The 17,322-nt window shown below is 64.9% G+C and carries 17 protein-coding genes; 10 read left to right on the top strand and 7 right to left on the bottom strand.

From position 1 onward, the window contains the following. Window positions 1-160 precede the first annotated feature (160 nt). A complete protein-coding gene (locus PRN20_RS05655) occupies window positions 161-2,533 on the top strand; it encodes an aldehyde dehydrogenase family protein (RefSeq protein ID WP_273956149.1) in 2,373 nt (790 codons plus the stop codon). A gap of 87 nt (window positions 2,534-2,620) precedes the next feature. Here PRN20_RS05655 and PRN20_RS05660 read toward each other — a convergent pair whose 3' ends face one another. Both PRN20_RS05660 and PRN20_RS05665 read right to left on the bottom strand, forming a co-directional pair. Continuing rightward, a complete protein-coding gene (locus tag PRN20_RS05660; RefSeq protein WP_273956152.1) occupies window positions 2,621-3,658 on the bottom strand; it encodes an FUSC family protein in 1,038 nt (345 codons plus the stop codon). A gap of 12 nt (window positions 3,659-3,670) precedes the next feature. Next, window positions 3,671-4,936, bottom strand: a complete 1,266-nt coding sequence (locus PRN20_RS05665) for an HlyD family secretion protein (RefSeq protein WP_273956154.1) — start codon at window positions 4,934-4,936, stop codon at window positions 3,671-3,673. Window positions 4,937-5,043: 107 nt separating this feature from the next. On the opposite strand from PRN20_RS05665, the gene PRN20_RS05670 reads away from it, so the two are divergent. Continuing rightward, entirely contained in the window at window positions 5,044-5,538 is a 495-nt protein-coding gene (locus tag PRN20_RS05670; protein ID WP_273956155.1) for a MarR family winged helix-turn-helix transcriptional regulator, read from the top strand. Between the two features lie 54 nt (window positions 5,539-5,592). Here the strand turns inward: PRN20_RS05670 and PRN20_RS05675 are convergent, their stop codons facing one another. Then, window positions 5,593-6,432, bottom strand: a complete 840-nt coding sequence (locus tag PRN20_RS05675; protein WP_273956158.1) for a 5'-3' exonuclease — start codon at window positions 6,430-6,432, stop codon at window positions 5,593-5,595. Window positions 6,433-6,568: 136 nt separating this feature from the next. Here PRN20_RS05675 and deoA point away from each other — a divergent pair, with 136 nt between their 5' ends. From deoA to upp, 3 genes are read left to right on the top strand one after another with little or no spacing between them, the layout of a single operon-like run. Next, window positions 6,569-7,882 carry a thymidine phosphorylase gene (deoA, locus tag PRN20_RS05680; protein ID WP_273956160.1) on the top strand — a complete coding sequence of 438 codons (1,314 nt, stop codon included), beginning with the start codon at window positions 6,569-6,571 and terminating at the stop codon, window positions 7,880-7,882. Then, on the top strand, window positions 7,882-9,060 hold the full coding sequence (locus PRN20_RS05685) for a phosphopentomutase (RefSeq protein ID WP_273956164.1): 1,179 nt from the start codon (window positions 7,882-7,884) through the stop codon (window positions 9,058-9,060). Before deoA ends, PRN20_RS05685 begins: the two co-directional genes overlap by 1 nt. Window positions 9,061-9,076: 16 nt before the next feature. Next, entirely contained in the window at window positions 9,077-9,706 is a 630-nt protein-coding gene (upp, locus tag PRN20_RS05690) for a uracil phosphoribosyltransferase (protein WP_273956165.1), read from the top strand. 109 nt (window positions 9,707-9,815) lie between these two features. On the opposite strand, the gene PRN20_RS05695 is transcribed toward upp, so the two are convergent. The 4 genes from PRN20_RS05695 to PRN20_RS05710 form a co-directional block, all read right to left on the bottom strand. Then, window positions 9,816-10,433 (bottom strand): HAD family hydrolase, encoded by a 618-nt coding sequence (locus tag PRN20_RS05695; RefSeq protein WP_273956167.1) that lies wholly within the window; start codon window positions 10,431-10,433, stop codon window positions 9,816-9,818. 63 nt (window positions 10,434-10,496) lie between these two features. Next, window positions 10,497-11,075, bottom strand: coding sequence for a TadE/TadG family type IV pilus assembly protein (locus PRN20_RS05700; RefSeq protein WP_273956169.1), 579 nt, complete (start codon window positions 11,073-11,075; stop codon window positions 10,497-10,499). Beyond that, a complete protein-coding gene (locus PRN20_RS05705) occupies window positions 11,057-11,665 on the bottom strand; it encodes a TadE/TadG family type IV pilus assembly protein (protein WP_273956171.1) in 609 nt (202 codons plus the stop codon). Before PRN20_RS05705 ends, PRN20_RS05700 begins: the two co-directional genes overlap by 19 nt. Before the next feature lie 112 nt (window positions 11,666-11,777). Next, window positions 11,778-12,245 carry a pilus assembly protein N-terminal domain-containing protein gene (locus PRN20_RS05710; RefSeq protein ID WP_273956783.1) on the bottom strand — a complete coding sequence of 156 codons (468 nt, stop codon included), beginning with the start codon at window positions 12,243-12,245 and terminating at the stop codon, window positions 11,778-11,780. Window positions 12,246-12,568: 323 nt separating this feature from the next. Here PRN20_RS05710 and PRN20_RS05715 point away from each other — a divergent pair, with 323 nt between their 5' ends. From PRN20_RS05715 to PRN20_RS05735, 5 genes are all read left to right on the top strand, one after another. Beyond that, the gene (locus tag PRN20_RS05715) at window positions 12,569-12,766 is read left to right on the top strand and encodes a Flp family type IVb pilin (RefSeq protein ID WP_273956175.1); all 198 of its coding nucleotides are present in this window, start codon (window positions 12,569-12,571) and stop codon (window positions 12,764-12,766) included. Window positions 12,767-12,892: 126 nt separating this feature from the next. Continuing rightward, a complete protein-coding gene (locus tag PRN20_RS05720) occupies window positions 12,893-13,405 on the top strand; it encodes an A24 family peptidase (RefSeq protein WP_273956178.1) in 513 nt (170 codons plus the stop codon). A gap of 133 nt (window positions 13,406-13,538) precedes the next feature. Then, window positions 13,539-14,522 (top strand): Flp pilus assembly protein CpaB, encoded by a 984-nt coding sequence (gene cpaB / locus PRN20_RS05725; RefSeq protein ID WP_273956180.1) that lies wholly within the window; start codon window positions 13,539-13,541, stop codon window positions 14,520-14,522. Next, entirely contained in the window at window positions 14,519-16,021 is a 1,503-nt protein-coding gene (locus tag PRN20_RS05730) for a type II and III secretion system protein family protein (RefSeq protein WP_273956182.1), read from the top strand. Before cpaB ends, PRN20_RS05730 begins: the two co-directional genes overlap by 4 nt. A 15-nt stretch (window positions 16,022-16,036) precedes the next feature. Beyond that, window positions 16,037-17,317 carry an AAA family ATPase gene (locus PRN20_RS05735; protein ID WP_273956185.1) on the top strand — a complete coding sequence of 427 codons (1,281 nt, stop codon included), beginning with the start codon at window positions 16,037-16,039 and terminating at the stop codon, window positions 17,315-17,317. Window positions 17,318-17,322: the final 5 nt, after the last annotated feature.

The raw sequence follows: 17,322 nt of genomic DNA on the forward strand, positions 1-17,322 counted from the left end.
CCCCTCATCCGGCGCTACGCGCCACCTTCTCCCCGACGGGGAGAAGAACAGAGCGCCGACTGCGCAGTCGGGTATTCCTCTCCCCGTCGGGGAGAGGGTGGATCGGCCGAAGGCCGAGACGGGTGAGGGGCTGGGCCCCGATCCATCGAAGGAGGAACCCATGAACAAAATCGCCGAAATCTTCACCTCCCTCGACTACGGCCCGGCACCCGAGTCCGCCGATGTGGCGCTGGCATGGCTCGCCGCGCACGACAACACCTTCGGCCATTTCATCAACGGCGCCTGGACCAAGCCCGGCAAGACCTTCCCCAGCGAGAACCCCGCCAACGGCAAGGTCCTCGCCCAGGTCACCAATGGCACCGCCGCCGACGTCGATGCCGCGGTGAAGGCCGCCCGCGCCGCCGCAAAACCCTGGGCTGCCCTCTCGGGTTACCAGCGCGGCAAGTACCTCTATGCCATCGCCCGCCTGATCCAGAAGCACTCCCGCCTGTTCGCCGTGCTCGAGACGATGGACAATGGCAAGCCGATCCGCGAGAGCCGCGACGTCGATATCCCGCTGGTCATCAGGCATTTCTACCACCACGCCGGCTGGGCCCAGCACCTCGAGCGCGAGTTCCCCGACCACGTGCCCTACGGCGTCTGCGGCCAGATCATCCCGTGGAATTTTCCACTGCTGATGCTGGCCTGGAAGATCGCCCCGGCCCTCGCCGCCGGTAACACCGTGGTGCTGAAGCCGGCCGAGTTCACCTCGCTCACCGCGCTGCTCTTCGCTGAAATCTGCGAGAAGGCGCACCTGCCCAAGGGCGTCGTCAACATCGTCACCGGCGAGGGCGACACCGGCGCCGCCATCACCAACCACCCCGATATCGACAAGATCGCCTTCACCGGCTCGACCGAGGTGGGAAAGATCATCCGCCGTGCCACCGCCGGCACCGGCAAGGGCCTGTCGCTCGAGCTCGGCGGCAAGTCGCCCTACATCGTCTTCGACGACGCCGACATGGACTCGGCCATCGAAGGCCTCGTCGACGCCATCTGGTTCAACCAGGGCCAGGTCTGCTGCGCCGGCTCGCGCCTCCTCGTCCAGGAATCGATCGAGGAACGCTTCCTCGAAAAGCTGAAGAAGCGCATGTCGACCCTCCGCGTCGGCGATCCCTTGGACAAGGCGGTGGATATAGGCGCCCTCGTCGCCCCGGTGCAGGTCGAGCGCGTCAAGGATCTGGTCAAGAAGGGCGTCGCCGAGGGCGGCCAGCTCTACGAGCCCGATATCGATATCCCGGGCGGCGGCTGCTTCTTGAAGCCGACGCTGATCACCGGCGTCTCGACCGCCAACACTGTCGCCAACGAAGAGATCTTCGGGCCGGTGCTGGTCGAAATGAGCTTCCGCACCCCCGAGGAAGCGGTGGCGCTCGCCAACAACACCCGCTACGGCCTCGCCGCCACCGTGTGGAGCGAGAACCTCAACCTCGCGCTGGACATCGCGCCCAAGCTGAAAGCCGGCGTCGTGTGGATCAACTCCACCAACAACTTCGACGCCGCCGTCGGCTTCGGCGGCTATAAGGAGAGCGGTTTCGGCCGCGAAGGCGGCAAGGAAGGCATGGCGAGCTACCTCAAGCCGAAGTGGGAGAAGGAGCTAAAACCCTTCGTCGCCGCGACGGCCAAGGCAGCCAAGTCAGCAAACCCGCTCGATGACGCCGGCGGCATCGACCAGACCGCCAAGATGTACATTGGCGGCAAGCAGGCCCGCCCGGACTCCGGCTATTCCCGCCCGGTCTACGGCCCCACCGGTACGCTCGTCGGCGAAGTCGGCGACGGCAACCGCAAGGACATCCGCAACGCCGTCGAAGCCGCCCGCGCCGCCCTCGGCTGGGCCACCACCTCGGCCCACAACCGCGCGCAGATCCTCTACTTCCTCGCCGAGAACCTCGAATACCGCGCCGACGAGTTCGCCGCCCGCATCAAGGCGCAGACCGGCGAGGACGGCGCCGCCGAAGTCGCAGCCTCCGTCGAGCGCCTCTTCGCCTTCGCCGGCTGGGCCGACAAGTACGATGGCGCCGTGCACAACCCGCCGCAGCGCATGATCGCGACCGCCATGGTCGAGGCCATCGGCGCGATGGCCATCCTCGCCCCGCCGTCGCGCCCGCTGCTCGGCTCCATCGCGCTGATCGCCCCGGCCCTCGCCATGGGCAACACCGTGGTGCTGGTGCCGTCCGAAAAGTCGCCGCTGTCGATGACCGATTTCTACCAGGTCCTCGAAACCTCCGACGTGCCCTCCGGTGTCCTCAACATCGTCACCGGCGAGAGCAAGGTCCTGGCCAAGACCCTCGCCGAACACGACGGCATCGACGCCATCTGGTTCGCCGGCGACGCCGAAACCTCCGCCATGGTCGAGAAAGCCTCCGCCGGCAACGTCAAGCAAACCTGGACCAGCCGCGGCCTCTACTACGACCTCGCCGACAAGGCGAAGTTCGAAGGCGACTACTTCCTCCGCCGCGCCACGCAGGTCAAAAACGTCTGGATTCCCTACGGAGCTTGAGTCGCGGCTGTAGCGAATTCCTTGGCGCCGGCGTTCGTGTGAGGGTCTCCCTCCCCCATTCTTAGGGGGAGGGGACAGAGGGCGGGCTCAGGCTGCACCGGCAGGAGCCGCGGTGATCCCCTTGCGCGGAATGAAGATCGCCTCCAGCAGTGCCAGCAGCGCAATCGCGCCGACCATCGCCCCACTGGTCAGCACCACGCGCTGCACTACCACTTCGAACGCATCGCGCGCCCCGAACGTCGAGGACAGCAGCATCACCAGCGCCACCGAGCAGATGTACTGGTAGTAGAGCGGCCGACTGGCCCCGGTCGTCTTCTTTTCGATGAGGAAGAAGGTGATGATCGCGATCAGCGCGACGAGCACCGGGAACTGCGGCACCACGTAGTAGACCGCCATGGCCGCTACCGCCACCGCCGCGCCGACGATGGTGCCGCCGCCACGGTCGATCAGCTGCTGCAGCCGCCCGCCGCGATCCGGCTCGGCGCAGATGAAGGCCAGCATGATGGGCACGATCAAGAGGTTCATGTCGCCCGTCGCATAGGTCGCGAGCATGATCGGTACATAGACGGCGAGCCGGATCAGCAGCTCGGCAATTGGGCTCTCGGTCTCCAGCGGCCTCGTCTGCTCGAAATGCACCCGCTTGGTCTGCGGCGGGAACAGGATGTTGAGCACCACCGCGGTCCCGCCGACGATCAGCCCGCCCATCGCCATGCTGTCGCGGATCGCCACCAGCGCCTGGTCGCTGTAGAGCACCGACATCGACATCATGGCGGGAAACACCGTCAGCATGATGCCCATGCGCGAGCCCCTGAACAGCATCAGCGCGATGCCCGCCGCCGCCAGCACCACGTTGACGGTCACGAACAGCATCGGCTCGCTCACCGTTGCGGCGGCCAGCCAGCTGAACACGAACGCCATCACCGGCAGCATGATCGGGCCCATGAACGAGCGCACGTTGAGCGCGCCGCGCTGGTTCGACATCAGGCTCATCCCCAGCACCACCGGCATCATCGGCTGCGTGACGCCCAGCGGATCGGCAAGGATCACGCAGAGCGCCACAGACAACGCCGTGCGGAGCGCCAGGTAGGGGTCTTCATTTGGGTCGACTCGGGTGAGCTCTTCCATGCGATGGCGCTCCTAGTTGAAGCCCGACAGCAGCCCGCCGACGCTTATCAGGCCGCGCGCGATCGCCGGCACGATCCCGTCCTTGGGCACGATCAGCACGCTTGCTTCCGAGCCGAGCCGCACGTTGGCCGGCAGGGCGCTCATGTCGTCGATGGTGACGCGCACCGGGATCTTGCGCGCCGGCGGGAACCAGCGGGTGTCGTTGGACGACTGCGCGAGGCCATTGGCCGTGGTGCGGCCGCTATTGATGCCCCAGGCGATGCTGTCGACGGTCGCCTCGAACTTCTTGCCAGGAGCGGCTTCGAACATCACCAGGGCCTTGTCACCGGCTTTGACGTTGACCAGCTGGTTCTCGCGCAGGTCGGCGATCACCATCTGCGTCGCCGGGTTGATGAAGGTCAGCGCGGGCGTGCCGGCGGCAACGAACTGCCCCTCGGCCAGCGACAGGTTCGAGACATAGCCGTCGGCAGGCGCCACCACCGTGGTGTTGGCGAGCGCGAACTCGGCCTTGTCGACCGCCGCCTGCGCCGCACGCACATTGGGGTTGCTGGCGTCAGCGGTGCTGGCCGAGGCCTTTACGCGCTTGACCTCGGCCTTGGCGGCTTCGACGTTGAGCTCTGCGGTCTGTGCGTTGGCATTGGCGGTGTCGAGCTTCGCCTTTGACAGCAGGCCCTTGGCCTGCAGCTGCGTCGAGCGGTCGAGCTCCTGCTTTGCGTTGGTCAGCGCCACCTCGGCCTGCGCCAGCTTGGCTTCCGCAGCGGGAATGGCCGCAACACCGGATGTTACGTTGTTGAGCGCCTGGTCGAGCTGCCCCTTGGCCTGCGCGACGTCCATGTGGAACGTCGTGTCGTCGATCTCGAACAGTGGCTGCCCGGCTTTCACCGCGGCATTGTCTGATATCAGCACGCGCTTCACCGGCCCGGCGACGCGCGGCGCCACCTGGGCCACCTCGGCGGTGATCGAGCCGCCCGATGCGAACGGCGCATAATGGTCCGACAGTGGATACCACGCCACCATCGCGCCCAGCGCCACCAGCAGGCCTATGCCGAAGAGCTTTGCCTTCTTGCGGCTCTTGTTCGGCTTCTCGGCCGCCTCCGAGACGACACTCGTGTCCGCTTCGAGCGTTGCAGGCGCGGGAGCAGGCGCCGGCTCCGCGACGCGATCCACCGGAATGCTCACGACTTTGGACTCGTGCGCAGCGCGCCCGATCGCGGGCAATGCGGTCCTGTCCGCGCTCGCCTCGTCTTTCTCGTCCATCGTTGCCTGTGCCTGTGCCATAGTCCGCTCCATTGGCTGCATCCGTTTGATCACATCTAGGATAGCCCATTTCACTTTGCAACAAAGATACTATGTTGCATAGCTAGATTGCGCGTGAGGAATGAGACGTGGAACGAACTGCCCAGATGGATGAGCTGCTGCGGGACCTGACCTCCGAGGTCACCCATGTCTATCGGTGGCTCGCCGAGCGGGCCGGCATCAATCACACCGATCTGATGTGCCTGTTCTACGTGCGCTCGGCCGACGGCAAGGCCACGCCCAAGGCCATCTCGCAGCATCTGGGGCTCACCACCGGCGCCACCGCCATCATGCTCAACCGCCTCGAGGCCGCTCGCTTCATCGAGCGTCACCCGCACCCCACCGACCGGCGCGGCGTGCTGATCACCCTCGGACCGGCCACTCAGGAAACGGGCCTCCTGCAGCTGCGCGACTACGTGATGCGCATGAACCGCAGCGTCATCGCCACCTACTCGGATGAAGAGCTGGCGATCGTCCGCCGCTTTATCGGCGACATGCTGTCCAACACTCGCGATACGCTGCGCCAGGCCCGGCACGACAAGGGCGCGTTGCTCCCCGCCGATACTGGTGAAGAGACAGCGTAACCCGCCGGACTGCCCGGGCGTTGAACGCGTCGCGCAGCAGCTCGTCGGGCCCGATCAAGTCGCCCTTGCCAGCTGCTCGAGCCGCTCGCTCAGCGCTTTGAGCTCCCAGTCGCGCGCCAGCGCCGCCGCCCGGCCCCAGGTCGGCGGCGTATCCGGCACCTCGCCCAGCGGGGCGTCCGCCACCATGGTAGCGATGCGCTTGTAGAGCCTCAGGTCCTCGGCCTGCAGCTCGAACTTGCCGTCGCCCAGCATAGCCTCCAGGTCGGGATAGCGTTTCAACAGGCTCGCCGCCGTCGTCGCCCCCACGCCCCTGGCGCCGGGGATCTTGTCCGACGGGTCACCACGCAGCGCGATGAAGTCCGGCACCTGCGCGGGCTCCACGCCATAGCGCTCCCGCACCTCTGCCGGTCCGATCCGCGCGATCTCCCCGGCCTTCACCGGCTGGAGGATCGTCGTGCGCTCCGAGGCGAGCTGGAACGCGTCACGGTCGCCCGTCGCCACCAGCGCCGTACCGCCGCGCGCCTCCTCGAGCCGCACTGCCGTTGCGAGGAAGTCGTCCGCCTCGAACCTTGCGCCCTTGCCGACGATGAACCCGCAGGCCTCGACGAACTCGGGCAGGATGCTCAACTGGTCGACGATCTCGTCGTCGAACTCCCGTCCGCCCTGGTAGCCTTCGAGCTCGAGCGCCCGCCAGTTGGGCACCTCGAGCGTATCCCAGCCCACCACCACCGCGCGCGGCTGCGCGTCGGCGTAGAGCCGCAACATGTAGTTGGCGAAGCCGACGATCGCGCCACCCCCCTTGTCGCCCTTGCGCCGGATGGTCTTGGGCAGGCCGTGATAGGCGCGGTGGGCAAACGAGTCGCCGTCGATGACGAGCAGGGGACGATCGGACATGTGACCTCGGGAAGCTTGGCGTCGTGCAACTTGCCAGTCTTGCCCCCCTTGGCGTCAAGTGCCCGACAGTAACGCTGCAGCCGCGCATCCCCCTCGAAAACTTGAGTTTCTTCGCCTGAGGGCGCAAAAAGACGCCATGAGTTTTCTTCCCCAGGAAGTCATCGCCAACAAGCGCGATGGCCTTGCCCTCACCGCCGGTGAAATCTCGGCCTTCATCAACGGACTCGCCAAGGGTACGGTCAGTCATGCGCAGGCTGCTGCCTTCGCCATGGCCGTGTTCTTCCGCGACATGGATAACACCGAGCGCGTCGCGCTCACCGAGGCCATGCGCGACAGCGGCACCGTGCTCGATTGGTCCGATCTCGATGGTCCGGTTGCCGACAAGCACTCGACCGGCGGGGTAGGGGACAACACCTCGCTCATGCTGGCGCCGATCCTTGCCGCCTGTGGCGTCTACGTGCCCATGATCTCGGGCCGCGGCCTCGGGCATACCGGTGGCACGCTCGACAAGTTCGACTCCATCCCCGGCTACACCACCAGCCCGGACAACGCCTTGTTCCGCAAGGTCGTGAAGGAGGCGGGCTGCGCCATCATCGGCCAGACCGCCGATCTCGCGCCCGCGGACAAGGTGCTCTACGCCATCCGCGACGTCACCGGCACGGTCGAGTCCATTCCGCTGATCACCGCGTCCATTCTCAGCAAGAAGCTCGCTGCCGGCCTCGGTGCCCTGATCCTCGACGTCAAGACCGGGTCAGGTGCCTTCATGCCGACGCGCGAGAAGTCGCGGGCTCTGGCCGATAGCCTCGTCTCGGTCGCCAACGGCGCCCGGCTCAAGACGGCCGCCCTCATCACCGACATGAACGAGCCGCTGGCCTCGGCCGCCGGCAACGCCCTCGAGATCCGCAACGCCGTCGATTTTCTCACCGGCCGTCATCAGGACGCACGACTGCGCGAAGTGACCCTGTCGCTCGCCGCCGCCGCGCTCGAACTGACCGGTCACGAGGGCAACGCGCGCGCCGTTGTGGACCATGCCCTCGACAGTGGCCGCGCCACGGAGCACTTCTCGCGCATGGTCGCGGGCCTCGGCGGGCCGACCGATTTCGTCTCCCGCATGGACGATCATTTGTCCCCGGCTCCGATCGTGCGGGATATTCTCGCGCCTGCCACGGGCTACATCACTGCCATCGACACCCGCGAAGTCGGCATGGGCGTCGTCGCCCTCGGCGGCGGCCGACGCCTCCCCACGGACAACATCGATCATGCGGTCGGATTCGACCAATTGCTCGGACTTGGGGCCAAAACCGACGTTCAGACTGTGTTGTGCCGCGTTCATGCACGCACGGAAGAAATGGCAGCGGATGCGACCGATCGGCTGCTCGCCGCCTACACCATCGGGGACCAGCCGGCCCCGTCTCACCCTCTCATTGCCGACCGGATCGGAGCCCCCTGATGCCCCGTGCCATCCTCTGCATCCTCGACAGCTTCGGCATCGGCGGCGCGCCGGATGCGGCCGACTATGGCGACGAGGGCGCCAATACGCTCGGCCACATCGCCGCCAACTATCAGATTTCACTGCCGAATCTGGATGCGCTTGGCCTCGGCGCTGCAGCGAGGCTCTCCACCGGTGAAGTGCCGCGTGGTCTCTCCGAGGTGCCGCAGGGCGGCCGCTTCGGCGTCGGCCGCGAGGTCTCCAAGGGCAAGGACACCCCATCCGGCCACTGGGAGATCGCGGGTGTCCCGGTCCCGTTCGACTGGGGTTACTTCCCCCAGACCGAGCCCACCTTCCCGCCCGATCTCATCGCGCATCTCATTGAAAGATCAGGCATTCCTGGCATTCTCGGCGACAGGCACGCCTCCGGCACGACCATCACCGCCGAGCTTGGCGAGGAGTCGATCAGGACCGGCAAGCCCATCTGCTACACCTCGATCGACAGCGTCTTCCAGATCGCGGCGCACGAGACCCATTTCGGCCTCGAGCGGCTCTACCACCTGTGCGAAACCGCCTTCGAACTTACCGCGCCGCTGCGCATCGGCCGCGTCATCGCCCGCCCGTTCGTCGGCGAAAATGCCAGCAATTTCAAGCGCACAGGCAACCGCCGCGACTTCGCTATCCCCCCTCCCGAGCCGACCTTGCTCGACCGTGCCAACACCGCCGGCCGGCAGGTCTATGCCCTGGGCAAGATCTCCGACATCTACGCGGGCCACGGCGTCACCCACAAGATGAAGGCCACCGGCAACATGGCCCTGTTCGACCGTACGCTCGAGGCCATGGAAATGGCCGCCGACGGCGCCTTCATCATGGTCAACTTCGTCGATTTCGACCAGGAATACGGCCACCGCCGGGACATCCCCGGATACGCCCAGGCCCTCGAGACGTTCGACGCGCGCATCCCCGAACTGATCAGCAGGCTACGGCCCGACGACCTCGTGATCTTCACCGCCGACCACGGCAACGATCCATCGTGGCGCGGCTCCGACCACACGCGCGAGCAGGTGCCGATTCTGGCCTTTTCCCCAACGCTCGGCCCCGGAACCATTGGCATCCGCCCGACCTTTGCGGATATAGGAGAAAGCATAGCCCGCTGGCTCGGCCTCGCGCCCGGCAAGCACGGCAAGTCCTTCCTCTAGCTCCGGGGTTCCCCTCATGCGCGGCGTAACGGTGATCGACCACCCGATGGTGCAGCACAAGCTCACCATCATGCGCGACAAGGATACCTCCATCGCCGGATTTCGCAGGCTTTTGAGGGAGATAGCGCACCTCATGTGCTACGAGGTGACGCGCGACCTCGAGCTCGAGATGATCCCCATCGAGACGCCGATGACGGTCATGGAGGCCCCGACCATCAAGGGCAAGAAGCTGGTCTTCGCGTCGATCCTGCGCGCCGGAAACGGCTTGCTTGACGGCATGCTCGACCTCGTCCCGGCCGCCCGTGTCGCCCATATCGGCATCTACCGCGACCACGAGACGCTGCAGCCGGTGGAGTACTATTTCAAGGCGCCGTCCGAGCTGGACAACCGGCTGATCATCGTCGTCGACCCGATGCTGGCGACGGCGAATTCCTCAATTGCGGCAGTGGATAAGCTCAAGGAACGCGGTGCCAACAACATCCGCTTCCTCTGCCTGCTCGCCGCTCCCGAGGGCATCGAGAAGTTCATTTCCGCGCATCCGGACGTGCCGATCTTCACTGCGGCCATCGACAGCCATCTGAACGAGAAGGGCTATATCATCCCCGGCCTCGGCGATGCCGGCGACCGGATGTACGGGACGAAATAGGCCATCGGACCGCGCTGGAACTCGGCCCCAAGCGTTGCCATTGTTGGTGCTCAGGACCGACGGAATTCCATGAACTTCTGCCGGCGCGGCGGCCCGGCCCGATTTTGCGCTACTTCTTGAGCGGCAGACCGAGCCCGATCAGCTCCTTGCGGAGCGATTTGGGGTCGGTGAAATGGATGGCGTTCATGCCGAACTTGCGCGCCGAGATCACGTTCGGCTCGCTGTCGTCGATGAACACGCACATCTCCGGCGCCAGCGCGTAGCGCTCGCAGAACACGCGGTAGAGCCGCGGGTCGGGCTTTACCAGCCCTTCGAGCCCCGACACCACCACGCCGTCGAACTTTTCGAGGAACGGCCATTCGCCGAGGCAGCTCGTCCATTTCTCCCACGAGAAGTTCGTGATGGCGAAGGTGGGGATGTCCTGCGCGATCAGCTCGTCATGAATGTCCGACGTGCCGGTGATGAACTCGCCCACCGTTTCCTTCCACCTCAGGTCGAAGGCCTGGATCTCGCGCCAGTAGCGCGGATACCGGGTGATCAGCTTGGCCACGCCCTCGGCGAAGATGTCGCCGGCGTCGAACTCGAGGTTCCAGTCCTTGGTGCAGATATTGTCCCAGAACCACTGCGCCTCCTCTTCCGTCTCGAAGAGCTTGCGGAACAGGTACATCGGGTTCCAGTCGACGAATACGCCGCCGAGATCGAAGACTGGGATCAGGGTGTCGTGCATGAAGCTGGCCTCGTCGGGGGAAGGGAGCCCGGCCTATGCCATGCCGGCCCCAAGGCCACAAGCTCAGGTCCCGGTGTTGAGCACGATCTCTTCCTGGAAGCGCGGCAGGAAGTACTCGGTGTGACGGATGTCGAGCGTTTCCTTGATGATGTAGCCGACAAGCGGCTGATACGGATAGGTCACCTCGGCGGCAACTATCCAGCCATTGGCGTTGCGGGCCAACTGGCTCATCTCCGTGGTCGCGGCGAGCGGAAAGGGGCTGTTTGCCACGCGCGGCACCCCCGATCCGTTGGCGGAACTCCAGCGGACAGTGGCCACACCGTCGTCGTTGACTTGTATGAAGGTAACGACCTGCCCAAGCCCGGCGGCGGAAAACGGCTGGATGATGTTCGCGGCTGCCATGAAGTAGTCGTCGAGCCTGGATTGATCGATCTCACCCCGTTCGCGGGAGACCAGGTCCGCCATCGAACTTGCGATCACCGCCACCTTGCGGTCGGCGGTGAAGATCTGCGTGCCTTCCACCGATCCCAGGTACAGTGCGAGGAGCAACGGGACCACGAGGGCAAACTCCACTGCCGCGACGGCGCCGTCGTCGCGCGCGAAAGTCCCGATACGGCAGTGTTTCAGGAGCAATCGCTGCATCCGAAGGGCTCGTTCCTGAAGACGCGCGAGGCACCAAGGAGGCGGTCGCCGCCCGCCAGGGTTGCGAAGTTGATGCCGAAGAAGTCGGCGATGGTCGGCCACTTGTAGAATGCGCGGACCAGCACGACGTCCGCGCCGGTGCCGGGCACGTAGTCGCTGCTGATTTTCCAGTCGCACCCATCCTCGCCGCATTCGTCCCCGATCTCGAGCGGATAGCCGACCGTTGCAGCGCTGAAATCGGTCACGACGGCGACGCTGACGCGCAGGCGCTCGTTGGCTCCGTTGCTGCAGTCGAAAAGTCCATAAAGACCCTCGCAGATTGCACCCCGGAAGTTGTCGCCGTTCCATTCCAGCGTCTGGGCCTGACCGGTACGGACCAGGCGGGCGGAGTCGTTGACCGCACTGTCGAGGATTTGGCCGGCCAGGAAAATCAGTGCGGTCTCCAGAATGGCCACGATGACCATGAAGAAGGGAATGGCGAGGAAACCGAATTCGATGAGAGTGGCGCCTCGCTCATCGCGACAGAAGGCTCGGCCGCGGCGAACCGTGGTCTGCATGAACCCTTTCAGTCCTGTCGCGCGCTTGCGCATCGAGCCCCGCAAAAGCAAGCAATTGCCCGGGGCACGCTAGCGCAAAGCACCTATCGAATGGTTAGTGCGAAGTCGCCATTTGTGCCGTTTGGTACGCGTGCTTAACGGCGGGTTAGCGAGCGGCGGACTCGATGGATTTCGAGGCGCCGATGGTATCGCTCGAGTATGCCGCGTCGTCGCCCAGCATGATGATCGGCTGGCATACCGGTTCACACGCAAGGCTGGTACGGCTTGTCCCCATGTAGACGGTAACGAGACCCGCCTGGTCCTGCACCACCTCGACCATCGTGTCGGCGATCGGGCTGCCCGCGCCGTCAAGGACGATGAGGTTGGTCTGGCCGTAGCTCTTGCCGGTGAGAACGAGCGTCTGCGGATCCTGGATCGTGACGTCGGCGATGCCGGGGTTTCCAATGATAACCGTCGCTGCCGGCGCACTTATCCTGAGGATGCGCGCCATGTTGACGTTGACGCTCACGGGAGCCGTCTCGGCCAGCGCCGGGGTGGCCATGAGGAGCGAGACGGCGATTGCGGCTAGTCTGGCATTGAGCGGCATGGCGACCTTGAACGCGTACTCTATCACCAAGAGAGTGTTGCGTGGATTGGTGAATAATTCGCAAACGCCACCTCAGATCGCCATGGCCTCAGGGTGCTGGTTAGTCTTGGAGTGGGTGACGGGGGGTGAATACTTGAAGTCAGCAGTGTATCAATTTTACGGACCGCATTAACGGTCTGCTCAGCATGCCGAAAGCCCTTGTAAACCGGGGCTTTCGGCCGAATTCTCATTAACTCAATTTCAAGAGGTCACGACTAGCGTTCGGCTCATGTTCGATGTGTGACGTGTCGAACGGTGCCGACGCATCAAGAGATGCGCCACAGAATGACGTGTGCAAGGAGCCAACAAGAATGAACACTCTCGCTCGTTTCGCGAATGACGAGTCTGGTGCCACCGCCATCGAGTACGGCCTGATTGCCGCGCTCATCGCCGTCGGCATCATCGCAGCAGCAACCCTTCTCGGCGACAGCCTGTCGGGGCTGTTCACCGGTATCTCGAGCCGCATCGGCGAAGTCGAAATCCCGGAAGCCGCTGCCACCACGCCGTAATAGTCCCAAGGGGCTCGCAAGTTTCGGAGGGGACCCGCAAGGGTCCCCTCTCTCATTTGGGCTTTGTTAACCGTAGATGGTCAGACTGAGCACTGCCGGGCAGCCGGCTTTTCGCACAGGCCCGCCATGCCCTCTTTCATCCCGATCGCAGCGCTTTTCATCTTTCCGATGCTGATGGCTTTCGCCGGAGCCTCAGATCTGTTGACCATGCGCATCACGAACAAGCTCGTGCTTCTCGTGGCAATCGGCTTCTTCCCCGTCGCCCTCGTCGCCGGGTTGCCGCTTGAAACCATCGGGGTCCACGTTGCGACAGCCCTGGTTGTTCTCGCCGTCACAATCGGCTTCTTCGCCCTCGGCTGGATAGGCGGAGGCGACGCCAAGCTGATTGCCGCGACCACTCTGTGGTTCGGACTGACCGGCCTGCTGCCCTATCTGCTCTACGCTTCGCTGCTCGGCGGCGCTCTGACACTGGTCCTCCTCGCCGTCCGCAGTAGGCCCTTGCCGCTTCTGCTCAAGCAGGTGACCTGGATCGATCGGCTGCACGACACCAAGACCGGCGTGCCCTATGGCATTGCACTGGCGGCGGCCGCCATCCTGCTTTATCCCGGCAGCATCGTCTTTCAACGACTGGTCGGCTGAAAGTCTTACGTTTACTTGACGTTAACCGTCACAGACAAGCATCGATTAACCAAACTTTGACCCTTTGCCGCGATAGTCGAAGGCAAGTGTAACCGGGGCTCGTTACGGGCTCGTTGGGTCTGGAGTCTGGGCGATGAATGCCTCGCGTATCATCCTGCTGGTTGTTGCGTTGGTGGCCGGCGGACTTGCGGCGTTCCTTGCCATACGCGGCAGCGCCCCGCAGCAAGTGGTGGTCGAAGGCCCAACGCAGGTTGTCGAGGAGCAAAAGGCCAAGGTCCTCGTGGCGCAGAGACCCATCGGTGTGGGGCAGCGCCTCGCTCCCGCAACCATACAGTGGCAGGATTGGCCCGAACTCGCAGTCCGCCCGGAGTACATCACCGAAGCGGCGTTTCCCGATGCAGTGACCCAGATGCAAGGGGCGGTCGCACGCTTCGAGATATTTGCCGGCGAACCGATCTCAGAGCAGAAGCTCGTTCGCTCCGACCAGGGCTATCTCTCGGCCGTGCTGACCAAGGGTATGCGCGGGGTGTCCGTGCCGGTGAGCGCCGATGCCGCAGCCGGCGGCTTCGTGGTACCCAACGACCGCGTCGACGTCGTGATGACGCGTGGCGGCGTCAGTCAAACGATCCTCACCAACGTGAAGGTGCTGGCGATCGGCACCCGCCTCGGCCAGGTCAACGAGAAGGCCAAGAAGGAAGGCGAGCAGCCTGGACCGGTCGACAACAGCACCTTCCAGGGCGGAACCATCGCGACCCTGGAGCTGACACCCGCCCAGGGCGAGCTCATCATCAACTCCAGCCGCATGGGCGCGCTTTCGGTCGTGCTGCGTTCGATCGCGGACTTCGCCCAGGCGCCCGGCGATGCTGTTCGCAACGAAACCAGCCGTGCCGTCAAGATGATCCGCTTCGGTGTCGGCGCAACCGTGATGCCGTCGGACCCCGGCTCCGCGGCAACGGTTGCCGACGCCGCCTACACCGAGGTGTCCACGACCAGCGACGTTGCTGATGGCGACGGTGCCGGAGCGGCGTCCGCCGGCGAGTCCACCGTCACCGATGAAGCAGAGATCGATCGCCGGCTGGCAGCCGGAGAGACCGGCTCAGAAGAGCAGGCCCAATGATGCGTGAGGATTACGTGATGAACCCGGTGAGTGCCCACAAGCCGATGCGCGGCCTCCTTTCGCAAACAGTGCAGCTCACGCTGGCGGCTGCAATCATGGGGACTTTGCTGAGCCTCGCGCCGCTGGGCTTCCAGCATGCCTACGGTGCCGAGCAGACCCACCTGCGCGTGTCCTCGTTAGGGACGACCCAGGTGGTCAGCCTCGACGTCAACAAGTCGATGCTGATCGACCTGCCGGTCGACGTGAAGGAAGTCATCGTCTCCCAGCCGGGCGTCGCCAACGCGATCCTGCGCAACAAGCGGCGGGCCATTGTCCAGGCCGTCGGGGCAGGTGAGAGCAACATCTTCTTCATGGACGCCAACGGTCGCACCATCGTGGTGCTCGACGTCAGCACCAAGGGCTCGAACATCCAGAGTGCGAACATCGCAGCAGTGCTGCGCGACACCTTCGCCAAGGTCATCCCCAAGGCCAAGATCGACGTCGAAGCCGTCGCGGTGACAGGCGTCGATGGCGCGATCCTCAACCGCATCGTGCTTTCGGGCGACGCCAACAGCGCCGACGAGGCCCACAAGGCCATGGCGATCGCGGCCCAGTTCGCCGGTGGCCCGGACAATGTGACCAGTGTCCTCAACATCGAGGGCTCCCAGCAGGTCATGCTGAAGGTCACCGTCGCCGAGGTGAACCGCAGCCTCGCCAAGCAGTTCGGCATCGACCTCTCCGGCAGCTTCTCGAGCGGCGGGTTGACGACGTCGTTCGTCAGCGATCAGCCCCTTGGCGGTGCCTCCAACCTCTTTTCCAACAGCAGGATCGGCGGTTCCGTGACGGCCGGGCCGTTCACCATAGATGCCCAACTGCGCGCCATGGAGCAGCGCGGCGCCTCTCGCACGCTTGCCGAGCCCGTGCTTACGGCCATCTCCGGTCAACCCGCAACTTTCACCGCAGGCGGGCAATTCCCTGTGCCTACGGGCGTGAAGGACGACACCGTGTCGTTCGCGTACCAGGATTTTGGTGTGACCCTCGCGTTCACCCCCACGATCAAGTCAGACGGCATGATCGGCCTGGAGGTGGATACCGCGAGCAGCGAACTCAGCCCCGAGGGCAGCATCACCGTCGGCGCCATCACGCTGCCGGGCATCAAGAAGCGCGAGGCCAAGACCTCAGTCGAGATCCGCGCTGGCGAAACCCTCGCCATTGGCGGCCTGATCCAGGATACGACGCGTGCCCAGGTGCACCGTCTGCCGGGTCTCGGCGACATACCGATCCTGGGCACCCTGTTCCGCTCGCGCGATTTCATCCGCTCGCAGACCGAGATGGTGATTCTCGTGACTCCCTACCTCGCCCAGGCGACGAGGGAAGTTCCCGAGCTTCCTACGGATCGGATGGTATTTGCTAACGATGCCGAGGCTATTTTCCTCGGGCGCATCGAGACGATGTACGGTGTCGGCCCCGCCGGCACGCGCGGGAGCTACGACGGTGCCGTCGGCTTCGTGCTGGATTGATGGAGTGAGTTTGTCATGAGTCTGCTCTCTCGGGATGGTGGCAAGTCCACCGAGGAACCCGCCCTCGACATCGTGGCTGGTGCCCGCCTGCTCCCGCGCATTACCATCCAGGCTTTCTGCGAGCACAGCCAGACCGCGCAGCTGGTGGAATCCGCGGTGCATGACCGGCGCATGTCCAAGGTCGCGCTCACCACGCACAATGGCGGGCTCGACGGGGCGATCGAGACCTATCGGTCCAATCCCACGCCGAACCTGATCATTGTCGAGACCTCCCTCAGCCCCGAGGAGATCCCGTCCGCGCTCGAGCGTCTCGCCGCGGTCTGCGACGCCGCCACGAGGCTGATCGTCCTCGGGCATGTCAACGACGTGCTGCTCTACCGCGAGCTCATCCGCTCCGGCGTCTCCGAGTATATCGTGCTGCCGGCCGCGGCGCTGACCATCGTCGACGCCATCAGCGAGCTGTTCGCCGCCGAGGGCGCCGCCCCGATCGGTCGCACCATCGGCTTCATTTCCGCCAAGGGCGGTTCGGGCGGGTCCACCGTCGCCCACAATGTCGCCTGGGCGATCAGCCAGCACCTGCGCCAGGACACGCTGATCCTCGACCTCGACTTCGCCTTCGGCACCGCCGGTCTCAACTACAACCAGGATCCGCCCCACGGCATCGCCGACGCCATCGGCAACAGCCAGAAGATGGACCAGACGATGCTCGACCGCCTGATGAGCAAGGCGGCCAACCATGTGAGCCTGTTGACCGCCCCCGTGGTCCTCGACCGCCCCTTCGATTTCGAGGAGCGCGAGTTCGAGCAGGTGATCGAGCTGAGCCAGAAGTCGATGCCGATCGTGGTGCTCGACATCCCGCACGTCTGGAGCAGCTGGGTTCGCTACACCATCGGCACGATCGACGAGATCATCATCGTCGCCGAGCCGGACCTGGCGAACCTGCGCAACGCCAAGAACCTGTCGGACACCATCAAGGCGCTGCGCCCGACCGAGAGCGAGCCGCTGCTGGTGATCAACAAGGTCGGCATGCCGCGTCGTCCGGAAATCGCCCCGAACGAGTTCGCCACCTCGGTGGAATGTCGCCTGATCGGCCAGCTCGGCTTCGACGCGGCGACCTTCGGCACGGCCGCCAACAACGGCCAGATGATCGCCGAGGTCTCGGCCAACAACAAGTCGAACGAGGCATTCCGCGCCATCGGCATGCATGTGACGGGCCGCAATGCTCCCGAGCGCAGCAGCTCGCGCATGCCGAGCCTCAAGCTGCCCTCGTTCATGATGAAGCGGAAGCGCGCCTGAAAGGC

The organism is Devosia sp. ZB163 (assembly GCF_028613635.1).
Classification (GTDB): domain Bacteria; phylum Pseudomonadota; class Alphaproteobacteria; order Rhizobiales; family Devosiaceae; genus Devosia_A.

Excerpts from the sequence above, each read along its gene's own strand:
- PRN20_RS05655 (WP_273956149.1), top strand. The coding sequence starts at position 161 with ATGAACAAAATCGCCGAAATCTTCACCTCCCTCGACTACGGCCCGGCA.
- PRN20_RS05660 (WP_273956152.1), bottom strand. The coding sequence starts at position 3,658 with ATGGAAGAGCTCACCCGAGTCGACCCAAATGAAGACCCCTACCTGGCG.
- PRN20_RS05665 (WP_273956154.1), bottom strand. The coding sequence starts at position 4,936 with ATGGCACAGGCACAGGCAACGATGGACGAGAAAGACGAGGCGAGCGCG.
- PRN20_RS05675 (WP_273956158.1), bottom strand. The coding sequence starts at position 6,432 with ATGTCCGATCGTCCCCTGCTCGTCATCGACGGCGACTCGTTTGCCCAC.
- deoA (WP_273956160.1), top strand. The coding sequence starts at position 6,569 with ATGAGTTTTCTTCCCCAGGAAGTCATCGCCAACAAGCGCGATGGCCTT.
- PRN20_RS05685 (WP_273956164.1), top strand. The coding sequence starts at position 7,882 with ATGCCCCGTGCCATCCTCTGCATCCTCGACAGCTTCGGCATCGGCGGC.
- upp (WP_273956165.1), top strand. The coding sequence starts at position 9,077 with ATGCGCGGCGTAACGGTGATCGACCACCCGATGGTGCAGCACAAGCTC.
- PRN20_RS05695 (WP_273956167.1), bottom strand. The coding sequence starts at position 10,433 with ATGCACGACACCCTGATCCCAGTCTTCGATCTCGGCGGCGTATTCGTC.
- PRN20_RS05700 (WP_273956169.1), bottom strand. The coding sequence starts at position 11,075 with ATGCAGCGATTGCTCCTGAAACACTGCCGTATCGGGACTTTCGCGCGC.
- PRN20_RS05705 (WP_273956171.1), bottom strand. The coding sequence starts at position 11,665 with ATGCGCAAGCGCGCGACAGGACTGAAAGGGTTCATGCAGACCACGGTT.
- PRN20_RS05715 (WP_273956175.1), top strand. The coding sequence starts at position 12,569 with ATGAACACTCTCGCTCGTTTCGCGAATGACGAGTCTGGTGCCACCGCC.
- PRN20_RS05720 (WP_273956178.1), top strand. The coding sequence starts at position 12,893 with ATGCCCTCTTTCATCCCGATCGCAGCGCTTTTCATCTTTCCGATGCTG.
- cpaB (WP_273956180.1), top strand. The coding sequence starts at position 13,539 with ATGAATGCCTCGCGTATCATCCTGCTGGTTGTTGCGTTGGTGGCCGGC.
- PRN20_RS05730 (WP_273956182.1), top strand. The coding sequence starts at position 14,519 with ATGATGCGTGAGGATTACGTGATGAACCCGGTGAGTGCCCACAAGCCG.
- PRN20_RS05735 (WP_273956185.1), top strand. The coding sequence starts at position 16,037 with ATGAGTCTGCTCTCTCGGGATGGTGGCAAGTCCACCGAGGAACCCGCC.